Here is a 24,043-nt window from a genome sequence, read left to right on the forward strand (position 1 = left end):
TTTGCGCGTGCGTCTACAGACGGATACACATTGGCATTATTCTAGCATGAGAACTCAAGGAAAAGCTGATTTTTTTCTTAAATATCTGTTAATTTGCTGAAAACTTGCCATTCTAAGCTCTTTATCGGTCTCTTCTGCCAGCTAATGGATCAAGTTTCTTTTCACGGCAAAGATTGTTACAATGAAGCTCGAGGAGTGAAACCCATGGAATTTACAATTACTTTACCGCCTGATTCACCTGCCAAAACAGTTAAAGAGCTGTTGGAGGAAGACTGGCTGGTTCCAAGAAAAGTCCGACATTTTATTCGTACCCGCAAAGGTATTTTAGTTAACGGAAAAAGCTGTCATTTTCAAGAGCAGGTTCAAGGAAATGATGTGATCACTTTATTAATAGAAGACAGTGACTACCCAACCCGAACCATTCCCTTAGGCGATAAACGGCTGGTGACCATTCTTTATGAAGATGAGCACCTGATAATTGTCAATAAACCTGCAGGAATGAAAACCCATCCGAATCAGCCTGACGAATCGGACACGCTGCTGAATCATTTAGCAGCTTATTTAGCACCAGAAAGTCAGCCTCATGTTGTTCACCGCTTGGATAAAGAAACCAGCGGGGCCATTCTTTTTGCTAAAAATCAATTCGTTTTGCCGATTTTAGGCCGGATGCTGGAAAAGAAAGCGATCTATCGGCGTTACCAAGCGATTGTTCACGGTCACATAGCTAAAGACCTGACAATTAATCAAAAAATCGGCCGCGATCGCCATGATCGCCGCAAACGCCGAGTCGATCCGAAAAATGGGAAAGCAGCCATTACCCACGTGACTGTTGCTCACTCAATTAAAAAAAATACAGCCATTTATTGCCGCTTAGATACTGGTCGTACGCATCAAATTAGAGTCCATTTAGCCAGTCTCGGGCACCCGCTGGTAGGAGACCCATTATATAGTAAAGATAAAAACGGCCGGTTAATGCTGCATGCCTATGAGCTGCATCTTATCCAGCCTTTTACGAAAAAGAAAATTGCGGTGACGGCACTGCCTGGTTTGTGGTAGAACCTTGATGCAACGTTGCGTTGCATCAACTTTTTTGCCGCAGCAACGAATTGGTGCGCCTAAAACACTAGCTATTTGGAGAGGAAGCTGTAAAGTGAAAATTGAGTTAGGAAAGAACATCAAGGAAGAACGAATAAAGAAGAAGTTGAGCCAGCAGGATCTAGCCGATTACCTGAAAATCTCGCGGCAAACCATTTCCAAATGGGAGCTGGATAAAAGCTATCCCGATTTGGAGCTGCTCGTTCAAATGAGTCAGCTGTTTGAAGTAAGTGTCGACCAGCTATTGGGCATCCAACACGCGACAGAAAAACAAAAACGTTCAATTCTTGATTTCATATTCCAAACCAATCCGGAAGGGATCTATGAGCCTTCCTCTAAGGAGCGGAAAAGCATGAAAACGATCTGTTTTGTTGTCTATGTTAGTCTAGGAATTAATTATCACCACATCACACCTTATGGTCATTTTAGTCAAATTCGGCTAATCAATGCTTTGAAGAAGGAGCTGTCGCCGTATTACGATGTACATTTTGATCCTAGCACTCTTGAAGAAGAACCCGATCTATACATTGTTCCCGAACCATTCAAGGTACTTGTCTCCTATTCAGCAGAAAAAACACTGCTGCTTCCAGGAATGCTTTTTATTACAAATGATACCGCTGCTATCAAGGAACAAATCGACCAGTACTTCACCGAAAAATAATCAGGGGCTTAATTAGCTCCTGGTTGCATTCTTCTCCATACTAAGCCAACCAAACGCTGCTTAAAAATTAGTCAAAAAAAAGAGACCCCTTAAAAAAGGAATCTCGGATTATTTGCTTTATTTTAGTACCAGCCGTTTGCTAACCAGAAAGATTGAGCGCCTTCCCATGAGCCATAACGTGAAGTCACGTATTGATCAGCTACACGTTCTTGGTTTTCTGCTGAATAGTCGCCATTTAAGTAAGATGCGCTTAATTGGTAACGTCCAATGTATTGACCGTTCGTTGCTGAGTAAGAACCGCCTGATTCTTTTTGGGCAATCCATTCTTTCGCTGAAGAAGTTGTTGCAGGTACTGTTTCAGTTACAGGAGCTGCTGCCTGTTCTACCGGTGCTGGAGCTTCTTGAACCGGTGCTGCTGCTTGTTCCACTGGTGCTGGAGCTTCTTGAACTGGTGCTGCTGCTTGTTCCACTGGTGCTGGAGCTTCTTGAACCGGTGCTGCTGCTTGTTCAGCAGGTGCAGCTGTTGCTTCTGCTTTACCTTCTTTGTCGATGGTTAATTCTTGACCAGCAAAGATCATATTAACGTTAGAAATTTTGTTTGCTTTTGCAATTGTTTCAACTAAGCTGTTGTCGCCAGCAAATTTGTGTGAAATTTTTGATAACGTATCGCCAGATTCAACGGTATACTTTTCTGCTGCGTGGGCATCTTGTCCACCAAAAGCCATACCAGTTCCTGCTGCTAATAAAGATCCAAATAAGAATGTTTTTCCAAGTTTCATTATGTTAAGTTCCTCCAAATAGGTTTCTACGTCTTCTTGACTACGAGAGTAACTTTACCATCCTTTCGTATTTCATGGGTGATAATCCTATGACATTTGGTTACAATCCTGTGTAAAAATGTAACAAAACAGGCAATTTACGTTTTTTTGAAATAGTTGCTTATCATCACTTATTCGGCCTAATTGGCTTATCTTCAAGCTTTCTTCACACAAATGTATAAATATTTACTTATCCGACTGAAACATTGCAATCTTTCTGTAAAAGTCTGAAACATTTCTTTTGGCTTTCAAAACCTCTCATTTATTCAAAATCATTTAAACATTTCTCGTTTTTTTGACTATTTTGCTTTTATTTGATAAATTTAATCTATCGGAGGTGGTATAAAAATGGACCCAGACGCCAAGCAGACGTCTTACTATTACTATTATAAAATTCCTTATTTTCAAAAAGAATAGGCCTATTTGCGTGCGTTGTCATAAGACAAGGTGCTTTTTTCGCATATTCTAATTTAAATTAAGGAGTGTTTTACACACATGAAGGAAGATTATCACCAGAAACTGGAACAATTACAGGAAAGCTATCCCTTACAAGACTTTGAACAAGGTCTAAGCCAGCAGGAAGCGCAAGCTCGCTTGGCCAAATTCGGACCGAACAAGCTGGAAACTAAGAAAACGCCCAAATGGAAGCTCTTTTTGCGTCAATTCAACAACATGATTATTTACATTTTAATCGCTGCAATGCTTTTGACCTTAGTGATGGGGCATTCTTCTGATGCCATCATTATCGGGCTGGTTGTAGTCATTAATGCCTTTATCGGCTATTACCAAGAAGCGAATGCTTCAGATGCCTTAGAAAAAATCAAAGAAATGCTGGCAACCGAAGCCACCGTTTATCGTGATGGTACCCGGATGGACATTCCCACTGAGGAATTAGTCGCTGGCGATGTAGTCTTTTTGGAAGCTGGTGACAGTGTGCCGGCCGACCTGCGTATTGTCGATGCGGACAATTTACGTATTCAAGAAGCCAGCTTAACAGGTGAAGCCGATTCAATTGAAAAAACTGCCGAGGATTTACCACAGGAAGAAGTGCCTTTAGCCGAGCAGATCAATAAGGCCTTTGCTTCGACTTCTGTTACGAACGGGAGCGGTTTAGGGGTGGTAATCGCTACGGCTGCCGACACAGAAATCGGGAAAATCTCGACAGAAGTCAGCCAGGTGAAACCACGGAAATCTCCATTAATGCAGCAAATTGACAGCTTAGGAAAAGGTGTCTCCTATGTAGTTATCGGTGCAGCTGTCCTGCTCTTTTTACTAGGCGTATTTTTTGATACCTACTCGCTTTCGGTTCTTTCATTGGCAGTTGTTACCATGATTGTCGGCTCTATTCCTGAAGGCTTGCCGGCAACCACCTCGGTTATCTTAGCAATGGGTGTCAGCGACATGGCAAAAAACAAACATACCATTGTTAAATCTTTGCCAGCAGTTGAAACGTTAGGCTCAGTGGACGTAATTGCCACCGATAAAACCGGAACCCTGACCAAAAATGAAATGACCGTAACCGATGTATTGATTGACCAACAGCATTATACTGTCAGCGGCTACGGCTATAAACCCGATGGCAAATTACTGAAGGACGGTCAACCGGTGGTCCCGGATGCAAAAATGCAGCGCTTTTTAGAGGCTGGTTATGAAGCCAACGATACGATGCTTTTTGAAGAAGACAATCGCTGGCAAATTAACGGTGAACCAACGGACGGGTCTTTCTTAACCTTGTATCAAAAGCTGAACGAAGCCGAACCGGCTGTTGAAGAGATTGACATGCTGCCCTTTGACTCAGAATATCGCTATATGGCGAAGCTGGTTCAACAACCAAACGGCCAACGCTTAGTTTACATTAAAGGCTCCCCTGACAAATTGTTTCCAATGGCGAAAACCCAAGAGGCCGCTTTTCAGCATGACTACTGGAGTAAACAGGTTTTAGCCCTTTCAGAAGAAGGCAAACGCGTGGTTGCAGTCGGCTACAAAACCGTCTCGCCTGAAACCACCGAAGTTACCCACGAACTGTTAGCTGAAGGGATTCACTTCTTAGGCTTAGCTGGTATTATTGACCCGCCTCGTGAAGAAGTCATCGGTTCCTTGAAGGACATGCGCCAAGCCGGCGTCGAAGTTAAAATGATCACCGGCGACCATCCGGTAACGGCCAAAACAATTGGTGAACAGCTGGGGTTGGCCTCAGAAATCAAAGCCATCACCGGTCCAGAATGGGATCGCCTGTCACAAGCTGAAAAGGAAGAAGCGGCAATTAGTCACCAAGTATTTGCTCGAACGACGCCGAAAAACAAATTGGAGATCATCGAAGCCCTGCAGGCCAATCACAAAGTTACTGCTATGACTGGTGACGGTGTCAACGATGCCCCAGCTTTGAAGCGGGCCGATATTGGTGTTGCCATGGGGATTAAAGGGACCGACGTAGCCAAAGATTCGGCGGACATGATTTTAGCCAACGACAACTTTGCTACAATGTCGGTTGCTATCCGCGAAGGCCGCCGCATTTACGACAATATCAAAAAGAGTATTCTGTTCTTGCTGCCCACCTCCTTTGCGGAAGGTCTGATTATTGCCTTTACGATTTTGATGCAGATTGACATGCCGCTGCAGGCGACTCAGCTGCTGTGGATCAACATGGTTTCGGCAATTACCATTCAGTTTGCCTTCATTTTCGAGCCGGCTGAAGAGGGCATTATGGATCGACCACCTCAGAAAACCGGCAGCCGCTTAATGAGTCGCCATGATATTGTTCAGATGGCATATGTTTCAATTTTAATGGCTCTGATTGCTTTGATGGCCTACGATTGGATTTTAGATCGGGGCGTTGACGGAACGACAGCCAGCACCATGATGGTCAATATTATTGTCATCAGTAAAATTTTCTACCTATTTAATATTCGTACCTCACAGTATGCTTTTTCGAAGGAATTCTTTTCTAATAAGAAGGCGTTCGTCATCATTGGGATTATGATTGGATTGCAGCTGATTTTAACCTATGTACCCTTCATGCAGCAAGCCTTCCACACCGCTCCCATGAGTTTAGTAGAGTGGGGCGTTTCGATTTTAGCCGGGATGTTGATTTTACTCATTACAGAATTTGACAAATGGCGCAACCGCCGAAGCGGCAAGCCAATTCTGGTTACTCACAAATCTTCATAACATAAATAAAACCCGAGCGCGCGCTCGGGTTTTTCTTCTATTTAATTCTCAAATTTTTACGCCAGCGCTTTGCTCTTGCTCCCAATAGTTTGTCAGCTAAACGAATTTTCAAGGTAAGGTAAAGATACAAGCCGGTATTCATTACGCCTGTAAGCAAACAAATCAACAAGGCCTGCAATCGTTTGTCAGGAGACAACCAGAAATAACTAAGCTGTTTAATCCCCAACGTAATGAGCCCACAAAACACTACTAACAAAGCAATCAGCAATACTCGGCGAAACGCCAGCTGATAATTACTTTTTGTTGCCCGCTTAATTTTTCTAAGAGATAAGGCACTAGTTAAAAGCAAGCCTAAACAGGTTGCTACCTGTGGTCCGTAAACCTCCAATAATTCAATCAGCGGCAGTTGTAAGATCCCCTTCAGCACCAAACCCGCAATCCAATAGTACAAAGCTGGCTTCACCAAGTCCAAGCTTTGCAGCAACAAAGCAGTAATCATGCCAAACGCTGCAATAAAGCTGACCAGCAGGACTATCCCTAAAATACGACTACCTAACAGATTCGCGCCATAAAACAAAGTATAAACCGGTCGAACATTTATGATCAGCCAAACTACTACCGGCAAAATCACATAAACAAACCGCTGCAAATGAATACTGATGAAGCGTACAACCTCTTGCTTTTGCTGTTTAGCTGCCCGCTCCAACAACGAAGGAAGATAGCGTAAAAGCAACGTTCCTGCTGCTGCAATGACGATGACCGCAATCCGATCGGGGTTTGCCCGCAGAAGTCCGTAAAGATTCAACAGCTGGTCGCCGCTGTAATTGGTATGCGCAGTCATGGTAGGAATAAAGGTCAGCTGGTCAATCAGCTTGTAGACAATCAGCCCACCGCCTAAGAGAACATATGGCAAAACCTCTAAAAAGGCTTCCCAAAGAATGATTTGAATCGACGTCTCTACCTTGTCCAAGCTGCGCATTCCCTGAATTTCCCAGCGCTCCTGATCCTTCTGCCAGCACAGGAGCAATAGCACTAAACTGCCAATGGCCCCCACTGCAGCAGCAAAAACACTTTGAATCACGGCCGTCCGAAAATTACTCTGAACAACCTGCAGCAGGAAAAAGCTGCTAAGCAGTACATAAAGTGCCCGCAATCCTTGATAAACCAATTGCGACAAGCCAATGGAAAACATATCCTGCATCCCTTGAAAATACCCCTGCAAAACCCGCATGACTGGAAAAACAACCAAAGCTAGGCTCATAGAACGATAAATTGCCGTTAAATCATTGCCGCCGCCTGAAATATTCGACAATAGAGGAGCCAAAAGAAACATTGCTCCTGCTGCCAAGATTCCCAGGCCTAAGCTAATCTGCAAGCAGCGAATAAACAATCGCTGGCCGACTCGATACTCACTCATGGCATTGTATTTTTCCACCTGTTGAGCCACCACACTGGGAAGCCCAGCGGTCGCTGCCAAGCCCAAAATGCCAAACCACGTAAGGCTCATATCGTAGTAGCTGTTGGCGATATTTCCCTGCTCCTTCATCCAAGCATACCAAGGAATCGTTACTAACGCGCCTAGCAAGCAGGAATAAAAAATACCGCTTGTTAGCCACGAGGCCTGTTGAATCACTTTTTCCTTAGGATGATAAACCGGTCGGTAGGCCGCTTTGCGCTTATCCATAATACCCTGCTTTCTTTTTTACGACTGATCTGCACCAGCCATTCTTTAGCCAAAATAAAGCGTTGATCCCAACAATAACGCTTTTCCAAAAATTAAATTTGATATTTGAAAATTGAATTTAACGAGATTCCCTCAATTTAAAATTGATACTAATAATCCGGAATCTGCAAGCACTCATTTTAACCATAAATTGATTATAATAATAAGAAAATATGTGGTCAACTAGCAAAAGCTGAAGTTTGCGTTTTTTCTCATAAACCCTTCATGAACTTTGGCTTTTTTTTTGCACTGCTAAAGAAGCGCTGTGCTATAATAGCTTAGACAAAATGTAACGGAGGTTGCTGCATGACTTTAACATTAACGCAGATCCAAGCAATTTTAGAAAAAGAAAACCTATTACGGGAGTTCATTACACCAGCTAAATGGTGCCTGAGTGCTCCTTTTGAAAAAAACTTTCAGCAGTTGTCCTACGATTCTAGCCAAGTAAATGAAGACACGCTGTTTTTCTGTAAAGGCAATAACTTCAAGCAGGCTTATTTAGAACAAGCATTAAGCCAAGGCTTAGCTGTTTACATTGCTGAACAACCTTTTGAAGTAGATGCAGAACTGGCCATTATTGTCCATGACATCAGAAAAGCGCTGGCCGTCTTAAGCATGGCTTTTTATGACTACCCGCAGGAAGAATTAAAAATTATCGGCATTACCGGAACAAAGGGCAAAACAACGACTGCTTATTTCGCCAAAAAAATTCTGGACCGTTCAAACGGAGAAAAAACGGCCTTGTTGTCCACCTTAAGCACTACCTTAGATGGTGTTACCTTCTTCAAGTCACAATTAACAACACCAGAATCTTTAGAGCTGTACAAGATGATGCGTCAGGCCGTTGCTAACGGTATGACCCACTTAGTAATGGAGGTTTCTTCACAGGCTTACAAAGTTGCTCGTGTCTACGGATTGACCTTTGACGTAGGAATTTTCTTGAATATTTCACCGGATCATATTGGACCGATTGAGCATCCCACCTTTGAAGATTATTTCTACTGCAAACGTCAGCTGATTGCCAACGCCAAACAGGTTGTTTTGCAAAATGAAACGGATCACAGTGATCTGCTGCTGGAAATGGCGCAGCAGCAAGCTATTCCTGTGATTACTTATGGAGACATGGGAGCCGACTATCACGTAGAACCGTTGAAGCATCCATTGTCTTTCGCCTTACAAGCTGAAGCAGATGACTTAGAACTCAATGGCGAATATGATTTACGATTGGCTGGAGACTTTAATAAGGAAAATGCCGCCGCCGCCCTAATTGCTAGCCGTTTGGTGGGCGCAGATCCAACCAGTGCAAAAAAAGGACTAGCTGAAGCACTAGTCCCTGGTCGTATGAATCTTTTACTTAAAGAAAATGGTGCCCATATTTATGTGGATTATGCCCACAACTATTTAAGCATGAAAACCATTTTAGCTTTTGCCAAGGAAAATCATCCCGAGGGCACGATTACCGTGGTTACCGGATCTACCGGCAACAAAGCCGAATCTCGCCGCGAAGGGATCGGGCAAGCCATCGGTGAATTTGCCGATGCAGCGATTCTTACGATGGATGACCCCAACTTTGAAGCACCAGAAAAAATTGCCGCTGAAATTCAAGCAGCCATTCAAAATGATCACGTTGCCGTTTCCTATATTGAAAACCGCAAGCAGGCCATTCTGCAGGCATTGGAAGCTGCTGGTCCCAACGATGCTGTCATTCTAGCTGGCAAGGGAACCGATAAATACATGACCTTAAATGGCAAAGATGACACTTACGAAGGCGATTATGTCATCGTAGAAAATTATCTGAACCAATAACCGATTGCAAGAAGAGGCCTCTCACGGGAGCCTCTTCTTTTTAGCTAGCGCTAATTCCCATACGTAAACAGCCGCCAAGTACTCCACAAAACCCTAACCAGCCATCATTCATTTTTACTCCCCCTCGTAAATAAGAAAAGTACTCTATCTTCGGTACAAAGACAAAGTACTTTCCTTTCTTTATTGTGACAAGCCCTCAGCAATTTTATCCAAGTTCCATTTCATCATAGCGTAGTAGCTGTCGCCCTCTTCTCCCTTTTCAGCGACTGAATCGGTAAAAATTTTGGCATAAATTGGAATGTCGGTATCCTTTGAGACAGTCTTCATCGGTTTTTCATTGACACTGCTCTCGACGAATAAGGCTGGTACCTTGCTGGCACGCAGGGTTTGAACCAACTGCTTAATTTGATCCGGAGTTCCTTCTTCCTCCGTATTAATCTCCCAAATGTAGTTGCTTGGAATATCATAGGCTTTCGAAAAATATTTAAAACAGCCTTCACTAGTAACAATCATTTTCTTGTCTGCAGGAATTGCGGCAAATTTTTCCTTGGCTTCCTGATCCAAAGCACGTAATTTCTCTACATACTTTGTAAGATTCTCCTGATAAAACGCCTGATTGTCCGGGTCCTTTGCTGAAAGCTGCTTCTCAATATTCTTAGCGTAGATAATCCCATTTTCCAAATTTAACCAGGCATGGGGATCTTCTTTCCCTTTTTCATTTTGCCCTTCCAAATAAATGACTTCGACACCATCGCTGACAGCAAAGTAATCCTGATCCTTCTTTTTATTGGCGTTATCGACTAACTTGGTAAACCAGGCATTGCCGCCAGTCTCCAAATTAATCCCATTATAGAAAATGACATCGGCTTTGCTTGTCTTTTGAACATCCTCTGGCAAAGGCTCATACTCATGCGGGTCTTTTCCTACCGGTACAATGCTATGCAGGTCAATCCGATCCTGTCCAATCGTTTGCGCCATATCCGCTAAGATGGAATTGGTTACCACCACCTTCAACTTCCCATTTTCCTCTTCACTAGTGGAAGCAGAATCAGAGGAACAGGCGGCAAATATCAATAAGCCTAAAATGGCGAAGACACTGCTTTTTAAGATTTTTTTCATTCACTAACAACCCTCTTTCGTAAAAAATTTTGTTTTGGTGACACGAAGAAACTGATGATAAAGAAACTAGTTGCTGTCAAAACAATACAAGACCCCACTGCAATATTAAAGGTATAACCGATAAACAGCCCTAGCAAGGATGACAAAGCACCCAAGCTAGCTGAAATCACCATCATCGTTTTTAAACTATTGGAATACAGATAGGCTGTTGCAGCCGGAGTAATCAGCATTGCCACAATTAAAATGGTCCCAACACTTTGCATCGCCGTCACTGCCACTAAAGTCAACAGAATCATCAGCAGATAATGATAAAAATTCACCTTCATCCCCAGTGCTTTTGCCATTAGCGGATCAAAGGAAGTAATCAACAGCTCCTTGAAAAATAAAACAATGACTGCCAATACGATGACTGCCACACCAATCGTGATCCATTTGTCGATGTCTTGAACAGCTAAAATGTTCCCAAAAAGAATGTGGAACAAATCGGTGGAGCTGTTAGCCACACCAATTAGAATGACCCCCAAGGCCAGAAAGGAACTGAAGGTAATCCCAATGGCCGTATCCCCCTTCACCACACTATTGCTCTTAATGAAGGTGATAATCACCGATGCCAGAATCCCAAATGTAATCGCACCGATGAAAAAATTGATCCCTAGAATATAAGAAATCGCTACTCCCGGCAGGACTGCATGAGAAATAGCATCCCCCATCAAAGACATTCCTCGCAAAATAATAAAACAGCCCACTACCCCTGAAACGACGCCAATCACCAGGGCAGTAATTAAAGCATTTTGCAGAAAATGAAATTCCTGCAGGCCTTCAATAAAATTAGCTAGCATGGCGAACTTCCTCCCCAATGAAAATCGTATCCCCATAGGCACGAACTAGATTGGCTTTACGGAAAGTTTCTTTGGTTTTCCCCGCCGCAATTAATTCTTTATTCAGCAAAATCACCTGATCAAAGTAGGTTTCAACTTTTCCTAAGTCATGATGGACAATCAAAATCGTTTTGCCCTGCTGTTTTAATTGCTGCAGAGTTTGCATGATAATCCCTTCACTGACTGAATCGATTCCCACAAAAGGTTCATCTAGAAAAATATAATCTGCCTGCTGAACTAGGCAACGAGCGACCAATACTCGCTGAAACTGTCCGCCAGATAACTCACTGATTTGACGATCCGCATATTTTTCCATTCCTACTTCTGCTAAAGCAGCTTGGACATCCTGCCACTGTTTAGCGCCAAGACGTTTAAACAAGCCCACCGCTGGAAAAGTTCCTAAAGAAACACATTCCTTCACCGTAATAGGAAAAGTAAAGTCAATCGCACTTTTTTGTTCCACATAAGCAATCGAGCTTAACCGCTTCTCAGCTGCTTCTCCATCTATTACCGTGTTCCCACTATGAGGAACTATATTTAAAATAGCCTTTAGTAACGTTGACTTTCCAGCGCCATTTGGCCCAATAATTCCAGTAATGGTTGGCCCCTCTAACGCAAGATTAATGTCCTGCAGAGCCGTGCCTTGATTATTGTAGCTGACATTGATATTTTCACAGATAATCATTTTTGCTCACCTCGTATGATTTGATAATCCTTCTCATTTACAAGTTTTAGGTTAACCTAAAACTTTATGTAAGTCAACTCTAATATTATTTTTCTGCTCATCTATACTTTTCTGAAAAATTTCATTGCTCTTTTTCAATGGACAGAATGAAAGCATTTTTTTTGCTGTCTGTTTCATTCTATGACAAACTAGATGTATTCATTTAAATGGAGGGAAGAACGATGGAAAAAATTTTTGCAAGTCCGTCCCGCTATGTCCAAGGTAAAGGGATGCTGAAAAACGGTATGAAGTACATCAAAGCCTTGGGATCAAATGTATTAATTATCACTGATGAAGATGTTTGGGAAATTGTCGGCGAAGAGCTGTTTGAAACAATGAAAAACGAAGACATGAAGCCGGTTAAAGAAATTTTTGGCGGCGAAGCCTCAGAGGATGAAATTGAACGTATTGGAAAAAAAGCGAAAGAAGAAGACGTAGAAGTTATTGTAGCCCTAGGTGGCGGCAAAGCGATCGATACCGGTAAAGCCGTGGCGGATGATTTTAAACTGCCGATTGCCGTTTTACCAACTGTTGCCTCAACCGATGCTCCTACCTCATCGCTGTCGGTAATTTATTCTGATGAGGGTAAGTTTGAGGGGTATCGCTTTTATGATAAGAATCCTGATTTGATTCTTATTGATACCGAAGTTGTGGCTAACGCTCCAGCTGAGTTACTGGCAGCAGGGATTGCAGATGCCTTGGCTACCTTAGTAGAGGCTCGTGCCGTTTCTCAAAGCCATAGTGAAAATATGGTTAGCGGTGCACAAACCGCTGCCGCGATGGCCATCGCAGAAAAATGTGAAGAAATCATTTTCGAGAATGCCTTTAAAGCAATGGAGGCTAATCGGGCCCAGGTGGTTACTGAAGCCTTTGAACAAATCGTTGAAGCCAATACATTATTAAGCGGACTAGGCTTTGAAAGTGCCGGGTTAGCGGCTGCCCATGCCATTCATAACGGCTTTACCGTGTTAGACGGCAAGATTCACGAGTTGTCTCATGGTGAAAAAGTAGCGTACGGTACCTTGACGCAAATGATTTTAGAAAATGCACCACAGGAAGAATTAGATAAATATATTGATTTGTATCAAACCTTAGATTTACCAACCACCTTAGAGGATATGTACTTAGACGATGCTTCCTACGAAGATTTAATTAAGATTGGTGAACAGGCCACAATTGAAGAAGAAACCATTCACAACATGCCGATGCACGTCACACCTGAAGACGTTGCGGCTGCTTTAAAAGCAGTCGATGCTTATGTCACCATGTATCATCCAAAATAAGAATTTCTACAAAAAAAAGATGAAGCTGTCTCACCTTGAGGCTGCTCCATCTTTTTTAATTTTAGTTAGCTACAATATTGACTAATTTATTCGGCACCACGATCACTTTACGAACAGTCTTGTCTTCAAGGTTGCGTAAAATATTTTCGTCAGCCATGGCGATTTTTTCCAGCTCTTCTTTTGCCAAATCAACTGGCACAGTTACTTTGGCACGAACCTTGCCGTTAACCTGCAGAATCACTTCAATTTCATTTTCCACCAAGGCTTCTTCATCATAGGTTGGCCATGGAACATACGAAATAGTTTCGTCATGTCCTAGAATTCGCCACAGCTCTTCTCCAATGTGAGGAGCAAATGGTGCCAACAGTTGAACAAAGCCTTCCACGTATTCATAGGTCAAGGCATCTACTTTGTAGGCTTCATTAACGAAAACCATCAATTGCGAAATTGCTGTATTGAAATGCAGGTTCTCAATGTCTTCCGTTACCTTTTTCACCGTTTGATGATAAACCTTCATCAAGCTGCCATCATTGATCTTCGTAATATGATCGCGCATTTTGCCTTGGTCATCGACGAGCAAGCGCCATACCCGATCCAAGAATTTGCGGCTGCCTTCCAGACCATTTTCACTCCAAGGAATCGCAGCATCCAATGGTCCCATGAACATTTCATAGGTCCGCAGAGTGTCGGCACCATATTTTTGGATAACGTCATCTGGATTCACCACGTTTTTCAGTGATTTACTCATTTTCGCTGGTGATTCTTCCAATTCTTCGCCAGTTTCGACGTTGAACCAGCCGCCATCACGCTTTTCAACTAGATTGGTCGGAACCAATGCCCCACGTTCATCACGGAAGCTTTGGCCTAGAATCATACCTTGGTTGTATAATTTTTGGAATGGTTCTTTAGTTGGTACTACACCGATATCATACAAGAATTTATGCCAGAAACGAGCATACAACAAATGCAATACTGCGTGCTCAGCTCCGCCAATATAAAGATCCACCGGCATCCAGCGTTCCAGTTTTTCAAAATCCGCCAAGGTTTCTTTGTTATGAGGATCGATAAAACGCAAGAAATACCAAGAGCTGCCGGCCCATTGCGGCATGGTATTGGTTTCGCGGCGACCTTTCATACCGGTTTCTGGATCTACTACATTGACCCATTCCTCGATATTCGCTAATGGTGACTCGCCAGTACCGCTTGGTTGAATATTATCGGTTTTCGGCAAAATCAACGGCAATTCATAATCTGGAACCAAACCAGTTGTTCCATCTTCCCAATGGATGACGGGAATTGGTTCTCCCCAATAACGTTGGCGAGAGAACAACCAGTCTCGTAAACGATAACTGATTTCTTTTTTACCACAGCCGTTTTCCTCCAGCCAGGCAACCATCTTATCAATCGCGGTTTGTTTATCCAAGCCGTTCAAGAAATCAGAATTAATATGCTCTCCGTCTCCAGTATAAGCTGCTTCCTCAATATTGCCGCCCGCTAGAACGGGAACAATTTCCAAGCCAAAGGTTTTCGCAAATTCATAATCTCGCTCATCGTGCGCCGGAACGGCCATGATCGCACCGGTTCCATAAGAAGACAGCACATAATCCGCAATCCAAATTGGAATTTCTTTGCCATTCACAGGATTAACAGCATATGCCCCTGTGAAGACCCCGGTTTTTTCCTTGGCCAAATCTGTCCGATTCAGCTCAGATTTTTTCGCAGCCTCTACCTTGTAAGCTTCTACAGCTTCCTTATGCTCAGGCGTGGTAATTTTCTCAACAAGCTCCAGCTCAGGAGCCAATACAGCATAAGTTGCCCCAAACAAAGTGTCTGGACGAGTGGTGAAGACCGTGAATTCTTCATCAGAGTTGGCAACTTTAAAGGTTACATTGGCACCAATCGAACGGCCAATCCAGTTGCGCTGCATTTCTTTGATATTTTCCGGCCAGTCCACCAAATCCAAATCATCCAACAGGCGATCTGCATAGGCAGTAATCTTCAGCATCCATTGACGCATCGGTTTACGAACAACATCGTAGCCGCCGCGTTCGCTTTTGCCATCGATAACTTCTTCATTGGAAATCACGGTACCTAATTCAGGTACCCAGTTAACAGGAACTTCCGCTTCATAAGCCAAGCCCTTTTCATACATTTGCTCAAAAATCCATTGTGTCCATTTATAGTATTCTGGATCTGTCGTATTAATTTCACGGTTCCAGTCATAACTAAAGCCTAATGAGTTAATTTGACGTTTGAAGGTTTCGATATTTTTCTTAGTAAATTCAGCCGGATCATTGCCGGTATCCAGCGCGTATTGTTCCGCTGGCAAACCAAAGGCATCCCACCCCATGGGATGAAGTACGTTAAAGCCTTGGGCCCGTTTCATACGGGAAATAATATCCGTCGCCGTATAGCCTTCTGGGTGCCCAACATGCAGACCTTGACCGGATGGATAAGGAAACATGTCTAACGCATAAAAATTGGGACTTTCTGGATTGTCATGGGTATTAAAGACATTGTGTTTAGCCCAATATTTCTGCCACTTCTTTTCAATCTCTTTATGATTGTAACTCACTGCTCTTCCTCCTAATTTGTATTAAAAAAAGTCCTATAGAAGCCAATCTTCTATAGGACGTTAAAAACGTGGTACCACCTATCTTTATCTGGCTTTCGCCAGACCTCAAAGAGATAACGGTCACTTCACCGGATCATGATGATCATGCTTAAAGGTAAGTTCAAAGGCTCGCATATACACTCGCAGCAACCGTGTACTCTCTTAAAATGCCAAAACTTCTACTACTCCTTGTCAACGCATCTGTATTCAAGTAGTTTCATCTTAGCAGATTCCTTTGATAAATTCAATTTAATTCCTTTTTAAGAATCGGAAAAAATTACAGGAGCCCCTCCTGCCTCGTGGTATAATAAATGGCGTTTAGTACTAGAAAGGAATTGCTATGAAAAATAAACCTTATTATCACTTAGCTGGCAGCTTTACCCTGCTGCTGTTTGCGGCCCTTTGCTACATTGTGCGTTTTTATCCAACTACTTTATCAGGCTTTGACACGGCCATCATCCAAGGTGTTCACCGTTTGTCTCCTGCCATGGATACCTTTTTCCTGTGGGTGACTAAATTCGCCAACCCTTTAACAATTGTCATTTTGGCAGTAGTCTTTTTAGGACTTTTTTGGTTTAACAAAGAAAAAATCACTGCGCTTTGGTTAGCCGCCAACTTAGTTATTATCAGCGGTGTCGTTAATCAGCTGTTAAAAATGTTCTTTCAACGGGCCCGGCCAACCATATTAACTCATATGGTTACCGAACATAGCTACAGCTTCCCTAGCGGACATTCCGTTACCAGTATGATTTTGTATGGAACACTGATTTTTACTGTCGGTCTGTTTATCAAAAATAAATTTTGGCAATATGCTCTGCAGATTCTATTAGGTCTGTTGATCTTTGGTGTCGGATTAAGCCGCATTTATTTAGGTGTGCATTTTCCAACAGATGTTTTAGGCGGCTATCTATTGGGAATCAGCTGGCTGCTGTTTACCTATCCTTATTATCGCCAGCAAAAATTAGTTTACGATCTTAAAACAATTGGGAGGAAATAGCTGTGTTTGCTTATACTGATGATCCAACCAAACGGTATCACTCCTGGAACTATGCCTTGCGCCAAGAATTTGGCGGGAAAATTTTTAAGGTTCCGGTAGATGGCGGCTTTGACTGCCCTAACCGTGACGGCACAGCAGCCCATGGCGGTTGTACCTTCTGCAGTGTTTCCGGCTCTGGCGACATGATTGTTGCCCCCACTGATCCGCTGCCGCTGCAGTTTCAAAAAGAAATCGACATGATGCATATGAAATGGCCCACTGTGCAGCAATACATTGTTTATTTCCAAAACTTTACCAATACTCATGCCCCAGTCGAGGTGATTCGAGAACGTTTTGAGCAGGTGGTTAACCTGCCTGGTGTTGTGGGACTTTCCGTGGGGACTCGTCCAGATTGTCTGCCTGAAGATGTAGTGGACTATTTAGCGGAATTGAATCAGCGGATGTATTTATGGGTGGAGCTGGGCTTGCAGACTACCTACGAAGAAACCAGCAATGCCATCAATCGGGCTCACGATTATGCTACTTATACTGATGCCGTTGCTCGGTTACGCCAACACAATATTAATGTTTGTACCCATTTGATCAACGGCTTGCCAGGCGAGTCGCTGGAAATGATGCGGGAAAACGTGCGACGAACCATCTTAGATTCTGATATTCAAGGGATTAAGCTGCACCTGCTGCATCTGATGCGCAACACCCGCATGCTGCGGGATTATGCCGAGGGCAAGCTGCAGCTGATGACACGAGAGGATTACGTTTCAGTGATTTGCGATCAGCTGGAAATGATCCCCGAAGAGATTATCATTCACCGCTTAACCGGCGATGCGCCATGGGATGCTTTAGTGGGACCCATGTGGAGTCTCAAAAAATGGGAGGTCCTGAACGCCATTGATCAGGAAATGCTGCGCCGGGATTCCTACCAGGGCAAATTTAATGTTAGACAGGAGAATAACCATGCTGCAAACAGCCTTACGTTATAGCCACACCTTGCTAAAGGAAATTATCCAGCCAGGAGATCAGGTCATTGATGCCACCATGGGCAACGGCAATGACACCCTCTTTTTGGCGGAGCTGGTAGGAGACAATGGGCAAGTTTACGCCTTTGACATCCAGGAACAGGCCCTGACAAAAACCAAAGAAAAGCTGGGCAGCTTGATAACTCGCTCTTCTCTTTTTTTAGCTGGTCACGAAACCATTGAAGCAACCATTTCTGCGTATCAGCCAATCAAAGCGGCTATTTTTAATTTAGGCTATTTACCCAGCAGCGACAAAACAATTATCACCCTGCCAGCCACCACTCAACAAGCGATGGAAGCCATTTTGAAACGCTTGACGATTGGTGGCCGAATGATTTTGGTGATTTATTACGGCCATGAAGGCGGCGTCGACGAAAAGAATGCCGTTCTTGATTATTGTGGAAATTTACCGCAAGAAAACTACAGCGTGCTAACCTATCAATTTATTAATCAGAAAAACAATCCCCCGATTTTAGTATGTGTCGAAAAAAAAGGCAGCTAGGAGCAATTCCTAGTTGCCTTTTAACATCCACTCTAATACTCGTTGAATCCACTGATCCCAAAATTCCCAGTTATGCTCTCCTGGCCCCTCTTCAAAGGTAACATCCCAGTCCTTTTCTGTCAGCTTGGCAGCCATATATTGACTCGCTGGATACAAGAAGTCCTCCGTACCGCAAGCTAAAAAGAAGCGTGGTGCCTCTGCCCGGTCCACCATCAATTCCTCCACCATTGTCAGGGGATCATTGGCCGAACCTTTAATCTGATCTAACGGACCAAAAATCCCTTCCCAATACGCAGCCTTACGAGTTGTTAACAGCGCATCTACATTATTCAAAATCAACGCTCCAGATAAAGAAGCCACTGCAGCAAACATTTCCGGCTTTCGCAAGCCTAACTTCAAAGCGCCATAGCCTCCCATGGATAACCCTGCAGCAAAAGTTTTTTCCCGCTTGTGGGTAATTTGAGGAAAGAGTTCATGTACAATTTTTGGCAGCTCTTCTGATAAAAAGGTCCAGTAATTCATATCATAAGTTGTATCTGTATAAAAGCCTAGGTCAGTCGACGGCATTACCACAGCTAGCTGATAAGCAGACGCATAGCGTTCAATGGCCGTCCGACGCTCCCAAACGCTATGGTTGCCCCCCATTCCATGCAGCAAATACAGAACGGGCACATCCTCGCTTAATCCTTGAGTTTCCGTTCCAATTTTCTTACGGGTACTTTGCGGCAGCAATACATTCATCGAAAATTCCATTTCTAAAACATTGGAATAGGCATTCACCTGTAAAAAAGCCATTCAATTTCCTCCTTGTTCAGCTCACGCTTCCTTCGAATAGAGCTTTTTTACAGTGTATCACTTTCTCGTCTTTTGCCAACCGATAATGTAAAAACAAACGCTAAAACAATCAAAATCAGCCCCACTAAATACACAAGGTGCAAGCCATTAAACAAAATCCCTCGTAATTTTTCCCGAAGCACTGGTGCAATTTGTACAGCCGTATGAGGATTAATCAATTTATTCATAATATCCGGATCACCAATCACACCGACAGTTGGCAGCTTGTGGGCAATTTGAATATTCATAACAATCCCAAAAATTGAAACCATCACTGTTTGACCGATAGTCCGTGACAAAGTATTAAAGGAGGTGGCTACTCCAACCTCATCCTTTGGCACACTGTTTTGTGCCTCCACAGTCGTCGTAGTAATCGACAGCCCATATCCCAGTCCCAGTACACCCGAAATAATAAAGAACAGCCAAAAAGGACTATGAATCGGCAAAATCAACAAAGCTGCGGCGCCCAGCATAATCACCAGCAAACCAATGGCTAATACTTTTTTTGCAGCCATCCGCATTAACAAGCGTCCCGACAGAAAAGAGCCCACCATCCAAATAATCGATAACGGGGCCATAACTAGTCCGCCAATTGCAGCAGATTTGCCCAGCACCCCTTGCATCCACATTGGGATATAGACATCCAGCCCCATCAAAAAGCCGCTAATCAAAAAAGCTACGCCATTCACCAACATAAAAGCTACATTTCTAAACAAACTCAAATCAATGACTGGATCTTCTGCCCGTCTCTCTGCCATAGCAAACACGCCCGCAAAAACTACCGTCAGCACAAACAATATGACTACCTGCAAGCTTATCCCATCATCACCTAAAAACTGAAAGCCCAACAACAAACTTACCAAAGTCAACATCAACGAAATACTGCCCAAGTAATCCATTTTTTTGCTGCTCTTTTCCCGTTTTTCTTCTACTAAAAAATACTGCATCAAGAAAATTAGCCCCAGTCCAATTGGCACATTAATAAAGAAAATCCAATGCCAGCCAATCGTGTCTACAATAAAACCACCAGCCAAGGGACCCAGCACACTAGAGATACCCCAAGCCGCATTGTTCAAGCCCAAAATCTTAGTCCGCTGCTCAAAATCATACATATCGGCAATAATTGTTAAGGCCACCGGCATAATCGCTCCCGCACCAATCCCTTGAATCCCTCGAGAAATAATTAACGTCATCATACTGTTAGAAAACCCGCACAAAGCTGAGCCCAAAACAAAAATTACAATTCCCGCAATAAAAACTGGCTTGCGGCCAATTTTATCAGCCAGCTTCCCATAAATAGGTGTCATCATGGCATTGGTTAACAAATAAATAGAAAATACCCAGTTCATAATCTCCATACCATGAAGCAAGCCAACAATTGTCGGCATAGCGGTAGTGACAATCGTTCCCTCGATTGCAGTCATAAACGTTGCGATAAAAATCCCTGCAGTTACTAATTTCTTATTGGTTGTCCTTTCCATTTTTTCCCTCCTGCTAATAAAAAAAGAGGCGCTTCTACTGATCAAAAAGATCAACAGAAACCGCCTCTTCACTCCATAGATTTATTTTCTACGTCTGTACGATTTTACTTTATGTTTAAGCTTTGCTTCAACGCCTCAACTTTATCTGTCTTCTCCCAAGGAAGCTCTACATCTGTCCGACCAAAATGACCGTAAGCAGCTGTTTGACTATAAATAGGACGTTGCAAATCTAGCATTTCAATAATCCCTGCTGGACGTAAATCAAAGTTTTCACGAATCGCTTCAATCAGCTTCTCTTCCGAAACCGAAGCGGTATCAAAGGTATTTACCGAAATCGATACAGGCTGAGCCACACCAATTGCATAAGCCAGCTGAACCTCTACTTTTTCAGCTAAACCAGCCGCAACAATATTTTTAGCAATGTAACGTGCAGCGTAAGAAGCCGAACGGTCAACCTTCGTCGCATCTTTCCCAGAAAAAGCACCGCCGCCATGACGAGAATAGCCGCCATACGTATCAACGATAATCTTCCGACCGGTTAAACCAGCATCTCCTTGAGGTCCGCCAATCACAAAACGGCCTGTTGGGTTAATGAAGTAACGTGTTTTTTCATCCAATAAACCAGCTGGAATGACATGCTGAATCACTTTCTCCATGACATCCTTTTGAATGGTTTCATTATCAATTTCTTCTGTATGCTGCGTACTAATTACAACTGTATCTACTCGTAATGGCTTTCCTTCTTCATCGTATTCAACCGTTACTTGAGATTTAGCATCTGGACCTAAATAAGCCACTTCCTCTGACTTACGCAAGTCAGCCAAGCGCTTCACTAGATGATGACTCAATGAAATAGGTAATGGCATTAATTCAGGAGTTTCATCCACTGCAAAACCAAACATCAAACCTTGGTCTCCAGCACCGATCTCATCCAATGCCTGATCTTTCCCACGAACTTCCAGCGCTTCATCGACACCTTGAGCAATATCTGGTGACTGCTCATCAATTGCTACCAATACAGCTACTGTATCTCCATCAAAACCATACTTAGATTGGGTGTATCCAATCCGCTTGATCGTTTCACGAACAACCTTTTGGATATCAACATAGGCAGTAGTTGATATTTCCCCAAAAACTAATACTAAGCCCGTAGTAACAGATGTTTCGCAAGCTACACGAGCCTTTGGATCCTTTGTTAAAATGGCATCGAGAATCGCATCACTGATTTGATCAGCAACCTTATCTGGATGTCCTTCTGAAACAGATTCAGAAGTAAATAAACGACGTTCTTTCATTTTTCTATTCCCCCTAATTATTATTCGGTTACAAGGCACCTCTAGCAATTACTAGAGCCTATCGGGAACTTGCAACGACCTGATTATAACAGAAAAACACCAAATTACACTACTTTTTTGGTAATTCTCTAAAAATATTCAACAATTCAAAGAAAAATAGATCTTCCTTTAAAAGGCACAAAAAAAAGATGCTTTTCAGCATCTCATGACCCGTACGGGAATCGAACCCGTGTTACCGCCGTGAAAGGGCGGTGTCTTAACCGCTTGACCAACGGGCCACTATAAAGAACGGAGAAGGAGGGATTTGAACCCTCGCGCCGGTTTCCCGACCTACACCCTTAGCAGGGGCGCCTCTTCAGCCACTTGAGTACTTCCCCAAAAACCAAAAAGTTGATTTTTTAATGGGCCTAAATGGACTCGAACCATCGACCTCACGCTTATCAGGCGTGCGCTCTAACCAGCTGAGCTATAGGCCCTTCATAAAAACTAAAGCGGGTGACGAGAATCGAACTCGCGACAACAGCTTGGAAGGCTGTGGTTTTACCACTAAACTACACCCGCATGGCGGTCCCGACGGGATTTGAACCCGCGATCTCCTGCGTGACAGGCAGGCATGTTAACCCCTACACCACGGAACCAGTTTTTAGTTTTTATAAATTGCGGGGGCAGGATTTGAACCTACGACCTTCGGGTTATGAGCCCGACGAGCTACCAGACTGCTCCACCCCGCGATAATATTAAAAAGGAGGATAAGGGATTCGAACCCTTGCACGGTTTTACCCGCCTGACGGTTTTCAAGACCGTTCCCTTCAGCCGGACTTGGGTAATCCTCCAATGATTAAAATGACCCGTACGGGAATCGAACCCGTGTTACCGCCGTGAAAGGGCGGTGTCTTAACCGCTTGACCAACGGGCCAACATACTTATTTAAGGGAATGGGCCTAAATGGACTCGAACCATCGACCTCACGCTTATCAGGCGTGCGCTCTAACCAGCTGAGCTATAGGCCCCTTATAAAAACTAAAGCGGGTGACGAGAATCGAACTCGCGACAACAGCTTGGAAGGCTGTGGTTTTACCACTAAACTACACCCGCAATCTTATGGCGCGGGACAGAATCGAACTGCCGACACATGGAGCTTCAATCCATTGCTCTACCAACTGAGCTACCGAGCCAAACGGTCCCGACGGGATTTGAACCCGCGATCTCCTGCGTGACAGGCAGGCATGTTAACCCCTACACCACGGAACCAGTTTTTTAATTTTTATAATTGCGGGGGCAGGATTTGAACCTACGACCTTCGGGTTATGAGCCCGACGAGCTACCAGACTGCTCCACCCCGCGATAATATTAAAAAGGAGGATAAGGGATTCGAACCCTTGCACGGTTTTACCCGCCTGACGGTTTTCAAGACCGTTCCCTTCAGCCGGACTTGGGTAATCCTCCATAAGAAAGCCGCAATGGACCTTGTAGGACTCGAACCTACGACCGGACGGTTATGAGCCGTCTGCTCTAACCAACTGAGCTAAAGGTCCAGGCTCGATAAAATCGCGGCGGAGGGGATCGAACCCCCGACCTCCCGGGTATGAACCGGACGCTCTAGCCAGCTGAGCTACACCGCGAAAATAATAATATAAAATTGAAATGGAGCCTAGCGGGATCGAACCGCTGACCTCCTGCGTGCAAAGCAGGCGCTCTCCCAGCTGAGCTAAGGCCCCATCAATTAATCGGGAAGACAGGATTCGAACCTGCGACCCCTTGGTCCCAAACCAAGTGCTCTACCAAGCTGAGCTACTTCCCGTATAACGCGCCCAAGAGGAGTCGAACCCCTAACCTTTTGATCCGTAGTCAAACACTCTATCCAGTTGAGCTATGGGCGCAAAATTTAGTTAATGCCGAGGACCGGAATCGAACCGGTACGGTAATCACTTACCGCAGGATTTTAAGTCCTGTGCGTCTGCCAGTTCCGCCACCCCGGCGTCTTTCCCCTGGTCTTCAGGAAAGCGGAAAACGGGGTTCGAACCCGCGA

17 protein-coding genes, 21 tRNA genes, 1 riboswitch and 1 other annotated feature (1 of these 40 running past the window's edge) are annotated in these 24,043 nt (G+C 43.8%); of the genes, 8 read left to right on the forward strand and 30 right to left on the reverse strand.

What is annotated here, in order from left to right; all coding sequences use genetic code 11:
- The first annotated feature begins 204 nt into the window (after nt 1-204).
- The gene (locus tag I588_RS23125) at nt 205-1,056 is read left to right on the forward strand and encodes an RluA family pseudouridine synthase (RefSeq protein WP_010756601.1); all 852 of its coding nucleotides are present in this window, start codon (nt 205-207) and stop codon (nt 1,054-1,056) included.
- Between the two features lie 94 nt (nt 1,057-1,150).
- Entirely contained in the window at nt 1,151-1,756 is a 606-nt protein-coding gene (locus I588_RS26600) for a helix-turn-helix transcriptional regulator (RefSeq protein WP_010756600.1), read from the forward strand.
- 122 nt (nt 1,757-1,878) lie between these two features.
- Here I588_RS26600 and apf read toward each other — a convergent pair whose 3' ends face one another.
- The gene (gene apf, locus I588_RS23135; protein WP_016250093.1) at nt 1,879-2,535 is read right to left on the reverse strand and encodes an aggregation-promoting factor; all 657 of its coding nucleotides are present in this window, start codon (nt 2,533-2,535) and stop codon (nt 1,879-1,881) included.
- Nucleotides 2,536-3,069: 534 nt separating this feature from the next.
- On the opposite strand from apf, the gene I588_RS23140 reads away from it, so the two are divergent.
- Nucleotides 3,070-5,742, forward strand: coding sequence for an HAD-IC family P-type ATPase (locus I588_RS23140; RefSeq protein WP_010756598.1), 2,673 nt, complete (start codon nt 3,070-3,072; stop codon nt 5,740-5,742).
- A 37-nt stretch (nt 5,743-5,779) separates the two neighbouring features.
- Here I588_RS23140 and I588_RS23145 read toward each other — a convergent pair whose 3' ends face one another.
- On the reverse strand, nt 5,780-7,426 hold the full coding sequence (locus tag I588_RS23145; protein ID WP_010756597.1) for an oligosaccharide flippase family protein: 1,647 nt from the start codon (nt 7,424-7,426) through the stop codon (nt 5,780-5,782).
- A gap of 345 nt (nt 7,427-7,771) precedes the next feature.
- On the opposite strand from I588_RS23145, the gene I588_RS23150 reads away from it, so the two are divergent.
- Entirely contained in the window at nt 7,772-9,271 is a 1,500-nt protein-coding gene (locus tag I588_RS23150) for a UDP-N-acetylmuramoyl-L-alanyl-D-glutamate--L-lysine ligase (RefSeq protein ID WP_010756596.1), read from the forward strand.
- Nucleotides 9,272-9,451: 180 nt separating this feature from the next.
- Here I588_RS23150 and I588_RS23155 read toward each other — a convergent pair whose 3' ends face one another.
- From I588_RS23155 to I588_RS23165, 3 genes are read right to left on the reverse strand one after another with little or no spacing between them, the layout of a single operon-like run.
- A complete protein-coding gene (locus I588_RS23155) occupies nt 9,452-10,390 on the reverse strand; it encodes a metal ABC transporter substrate-binding protein (protein ID WP_010756595.1) in 939 nt (312 codons plus the stop codon).
- Entirely contained in the window at nt 10,387-11,229 is an 843-nt protein-coding gene (locus I588_RS23160) for a metal ABC transporter permease (RefSeq protein ID WP_010756594.1), read from the reverse strand. The genes I588_RS23155 and I588_RS23160 overlap by 4 nt, the downstream gene beginning before the upstream one ends.
- Entirely contained in the window at nt 11,219-11,953 is a 735-nt protein-coding gene (locus tag I588_RS23165) for a metal ABC transporter ATP-binding protein (RefSeq protein WP_010756593.1), read from the reverse strand. Before I588_RS23165 ends, I588_RS23160 begins: the two co-directional genes overlap by 11 nt.
- A gap of 221 nt (nt 11,954-12,174) precedes the next feature.
- On the opposite strand from I588_RS23165, the gene I588_RS23170 reads away from it, so the two are divergent.
- Nucleotides 12,175-13,275, forward strand: coding sequence for a glycerol dehydrogenase (locus I588_RS23170; RefSeq protein ID WP_010756592.1), 1,101 nt, complete (start codon nt 12,175-12,177; stop codon nt 13,273-13,275).
- A 61-nt stretch (nt 13,276-13,336) separates the two neighbouring features.
- On the opposite strand, the gene leuS is transcribed toward I588_RS23170, so the two are convergent.
- On the reverse strand, nt 13,337-15,850 hold the full coding sequence (gene leuS / locus I588_RS23175) for a leucine--tRNA ligase (RefSeq protein ID WP_010756591.1): 2,514 nt from the start codon (nt 15,848-15,850) through the stop codon (nt 13,337-13,339).
- 50 nt (nt 15,851-15,900) lie between these two features.
- Nucleotides 15,901-16,094, reverse strand: a binding site (T-box leader).
- Between the two features lie 135 nt (nt 16,095-16,229).
- Here leuS and I588_RS23180 point away from each other — a divergent pair.
- From I588_RS23180 to mnmM, 3 genes are read left to right on the forward strand one after another with little or no spacing between them, the layout of a single operon-like run.
- A complete protein-coding gene (locus tag I588_RS23180) occupies nt 16,230-16,886 on the forward strand; it encodes a phosphatase PAP2 family protein (protein ID WP_010756590.1) in 657 nt (218 codons plus the stop codon).
- A gap of 2 nt (nt 16,887-16,888) precedes the next feature.
- Nucleotides 16,889-17,866, forward strand: a complete 978-nt coding sequence (gene mnmL, locus I588_RS23185) for a tRNA modification radical SAM protein MnmL/YtqA (protein ID WP_010756589.1) — start codon at nt 16,889-16,891, stop codon at nt 17,864-17,866.
- A complete protein-coding gene (mnmM, locus tag I588_RS23190; protein ID WP_010756588.1) occupies nt 17,841-18,404 on the forward strand; it encodes a tRNA 5-(aminomethyl)-2-thiouridylate-methyltransferase MnmM in 564 nt (187 codons plus the stop codon). The genes mnmL and mnmM overlap by 26 nt, the downstream gene beginning before the upstream one ends.
- A gap of 9 nt (nt 18,405-18,413) precedes the next feature.
- On the opposite strand, the gene I588_RS23195 is transcribed toward mnmM, so the two are convergent.
- The 24 genes from I588_RS23195 to I588_RS23310 form a co-directional block, all read right to left on the reverse strand.
- Nucleotides 18,414-19,199 (reverse strand): alpha/beta hydrolase, encoded by a 786-nt coding sequence (locus I588_RS23195; RefSeq protein ID WP_010756587.1) that lies wholly within the window; start codon nt 19,197-19,199, stop codon nt 18,414-18,416.
- Nucleotides 19,200-19,246: 47 nt separating this feature from the next.
- Nucleotides 19,247-20,719, reverse strand: a complete 1,473-nt coding sequence (locus I588_RS23200) for an MDR family MFS transporter (RefSeq protein ID WP_010756586.1) — start codon at nt 20,717-20,719, stop codon at nt 19,247-19,249.
- Between the two features lie 104 nt (nt 20,720-20,823).
- Nucleotides 20,824-22,014: a methionine adenosyltransferase gene (gene metK / locus I588_RS23205; protein WP_010756585.1), complete on the reverse strand. Its 1,191-nt coding sequence runs from the start codon at nt 22,012-22,014 to the stop codon at nt 20,824-20,826.
- Nucleotides 22,012-22,094, reverse strand: a riboswitch (SMK box riboswitch). It overlaps the preceding gene by 3 nt.
- 126 nt (nt 22,095-22,220) lie before the next feature.
- Nucleotides 22,221-22,292: transfer RNA gene (locus I588_RS23210), tRNA-Glu, on the reverse strand.
- An 11-nt stretch (nt 22,293-22,303) separates the two neighbouring features.
- Nucleotides 22,304-22,391: transfer RNA gene (locus tag I588_RS23215), tRNA-Ser, on the reverse strand.
- A 25-nt stretch (nt 22,392-22,416) separates the two neighbouring features.
- Nucleotides 22,417-22,490: transfer RNA gene (locus I588_RS23220), tRNA-Ile, on the reverse strand.
- A 14-nt stretch (nt 22,491-22,504) separates the two neighbouring features.
- Nucleotides 22,505-22,575 (reverse strand) — tRNA-Gly (locus I588_RS23225).
- A gap of 1 nt (nt 22,576) precedes the next feature.
- Nucleotides 22,577-22,652, reverse strand: a tRNA-Asp gene (locus I588_RS23230).
- Nucleotides 22,653-22,671: 19 nt separating this feature from the next.
- A tRNA-Met gene (locus I588_RS23235) sits at nt 22,672-22,745 on the reverse strand.
- Nucleotides 22,746-22,757: 12 nt separating this feature from the next.
- Nucleotides 22,758-22,847 (reverse strand) — tRNA-Ser (locus I588_RS23240).
- A gap of 11 nt (nt 22,848-22,858) precedes the next feature.
- Nucleotides 22,859-22,930 (reverse strand) — tRNA-Glu (locus tag I588_RS23245).
- A gap of 20 nt (nt 22,931-22,950) precedes the next feature.
- Nucleotides 22,951-23,024, reverse strand: a tRNA-Ile gene (locus I588_RS23250).
- A 14-nt stretch (nt 23,025-23,038) separates the two neighbouring features.
- Nucleotides 23,039-23,109 (reverse strand) — tRNA-Gly (locus I588_RS23255).
- Nucleotides 23,110-23,116: 7 nt separating this feature from the next.
- Nucleotides 23,117-23,189: transfer RNA gene (locus I588_RS23260), tRNA-Phe, on the reverse strand.
- Between the two features lie 3 nt (nt 23,190-23,192).
- Nucleotides 23,193-23,265 (reverse strand) — tRNA-Asp (locus I588_RS23265).
- A gap of 19 nt (nt 23,266-23,284) precedes the next feature.
- Nucleotides 23,285-23,358, reverse strand: a tRNA-Met gene (locus tag I588_RS23270).
- A 12-nt stretch (nt 23,359-23,370) separates the two neighbouring features.
- Nucleotides 23,371-23,460, reverse strand: a tRNA-Ser gene (locus I588_RS23275).
- 15 nt (nt 23,461-23,475) lie between these two features.
- A tRNA-Ile gene (locus I588_RS23280) sits at nt 23,476-23,549 on the reverse strand.
- Between the two features lie 13 nt (nt 23,550-23,562).
- Nucleotides 23,563-23,636 (reverse strand) — tRNA-Met (locus tag I588_RS23285).
- Between the two features lie 23 nt (nt 23,637-23,659).
- Nucleotides 23,660-23,732: transfer RNA gene (locus I588_RS23290), tRNA-Ala, on the reverse strand.
- A gap of 9 nt (nt 23,733-23,741) precedes the next feature.
- Nucleotides 23,742-23,815 (reverse strand) — tRNA-Pro (locus I588_RS23295).
- 5 nt (nt 23,816-23,820) lie between these two features.
- Nucleotides 23,821-23,894 (reverse strand) — tRNA-Arg (locus tag I588_RS23300).
- Nucleotides 23,895-23,907: 13 nt separating this feature from the next.
- Nucleotides 23,908-23,993: transfer RNA gene (locus I588_RS23305), tRNA-Leu, on the reverse strand.
- Nucleotides 23,994-24,016: 23 nt separating this feature from the next.
- Nucleotides 24,017-24,043 (reverse strand) — tRNA-Gly (locus I588_RS23310) (it continues 45 nt past the right edge of the window).

Origin of the sequence: Enterococcus pallens ATCC BAA-351 (genome assembly GCF_000407485.1) — a bacterium.
In the GTDB taxonomy this organism is placed as follows: Bacteria; Bacillota; Bacilli; order Lactobacillales; family Enterococcaceae; genus Enterococcus_A; species Enterococcus_A pallens.

What these genes read in the sequence shown, in the direction of transcription:
- I588_RS23125 (WP_010756601.1), top strand. Translation starts at nt 205, where the DNA reads ATGGAATTTACAATTACTTTACCGCCTGATTCACCTGCCAAAACAGTT.
- apf (WP_016250093.1), bottom strand. Translation starts at nt 2,535, where the DNA reads ATGAAACTTGGAAAAACATTCTTATTTGGATCTTTATTAGCAGCAGGA.
- I588_RS23140 (WP_010756598.1), top strand. Translation starts at nt 3,070, where the DNA reads ATGAAGGAAGATTATCACCAGAAACTGGAACAATTACAGGAAAGCTAT.
- I588_RS23145 (WP_010756597.1), bottom strand. Translation starts at nt 7,426, where the DNA reads ATGGATAAGCGCAAAGCGGCCTACCGACCGGTTTATCATCCTAAGGAA.
- I588_RS23150 (WP_010756596.1), top strand. Translation starts at nt 7,772, where the DNA reads ATGACTTTAACATTAACGCAGATCCAAGCAATTTTAGAAAAAGAAAAC.
- I588_RS23155 (WP_010756595.1), bottom strand. Translation starts at nt 10,390, where the DNA reads ATGAAAAAAATCTTAAAAAGCAGTGTCTTCGCCATTTTAGGCTTATTG.
- I588_RS23160 (WP_010756594.1), bottom strand. Translation starts at nt 11,229, where the DNA reads ATGCTAGCTAATTTTATTGAAGGCCTGCAGGAATTTCATTTTCTGCAA.
- I588_RS23165 (WP_010756593.1), bottom strand. Translation starts at nt 11,953, where the DNA reads ATGATTATCTGTGAAAATATCAATGTCAGCTACAATAATCAAGGCACG.
- I588_RS23170 (WP_010756592.1), top strand. Translation starts at nt 12,175, where the DNA reads ATGGAAAAAATTTTTGCAAGTCCGTCCCGCTATGTCCAAGGTAAAGGG.
- I588_RS23180 (WP_010756590.1), top strand. Translation starts at nt 16,230, where the DNA reads ATGAAAAATAAACCTTATTATCACTTAGCTGGCAGCTTTACCCTGCTG.
- mnmM (WP_010756588.1), top strand. Translation starts at nt 17,841, where the DNA reads ATGCTGCAAACAGCCTTACGTTATAGCCACACCTTGCTAAAGGAAATT.
- I588_RS23195 (WP_010756587.1), bottom strand. Translation starts at nt 19,199, where the DNA reads ATGGCTTTTTTACAGGTGAATGCCTATTCCAATGTTTTAGAAATGGAA.
- I588_RS23200 (WP_010756586.1), bottom strand. Translation starts at nt 20,719, where the DNA reads ATGGAAAGGACAACCAATAAGAAATTAGTAACTGCAGGGATTTTTATC.
- metK (WP_010756585.1), bottom strand. Translation starts at nt 22,014, where the DNA reads ATGAAAGAACGTCGTTTATTTACTTCTGAATCTGTTTCAGAAGGACAT.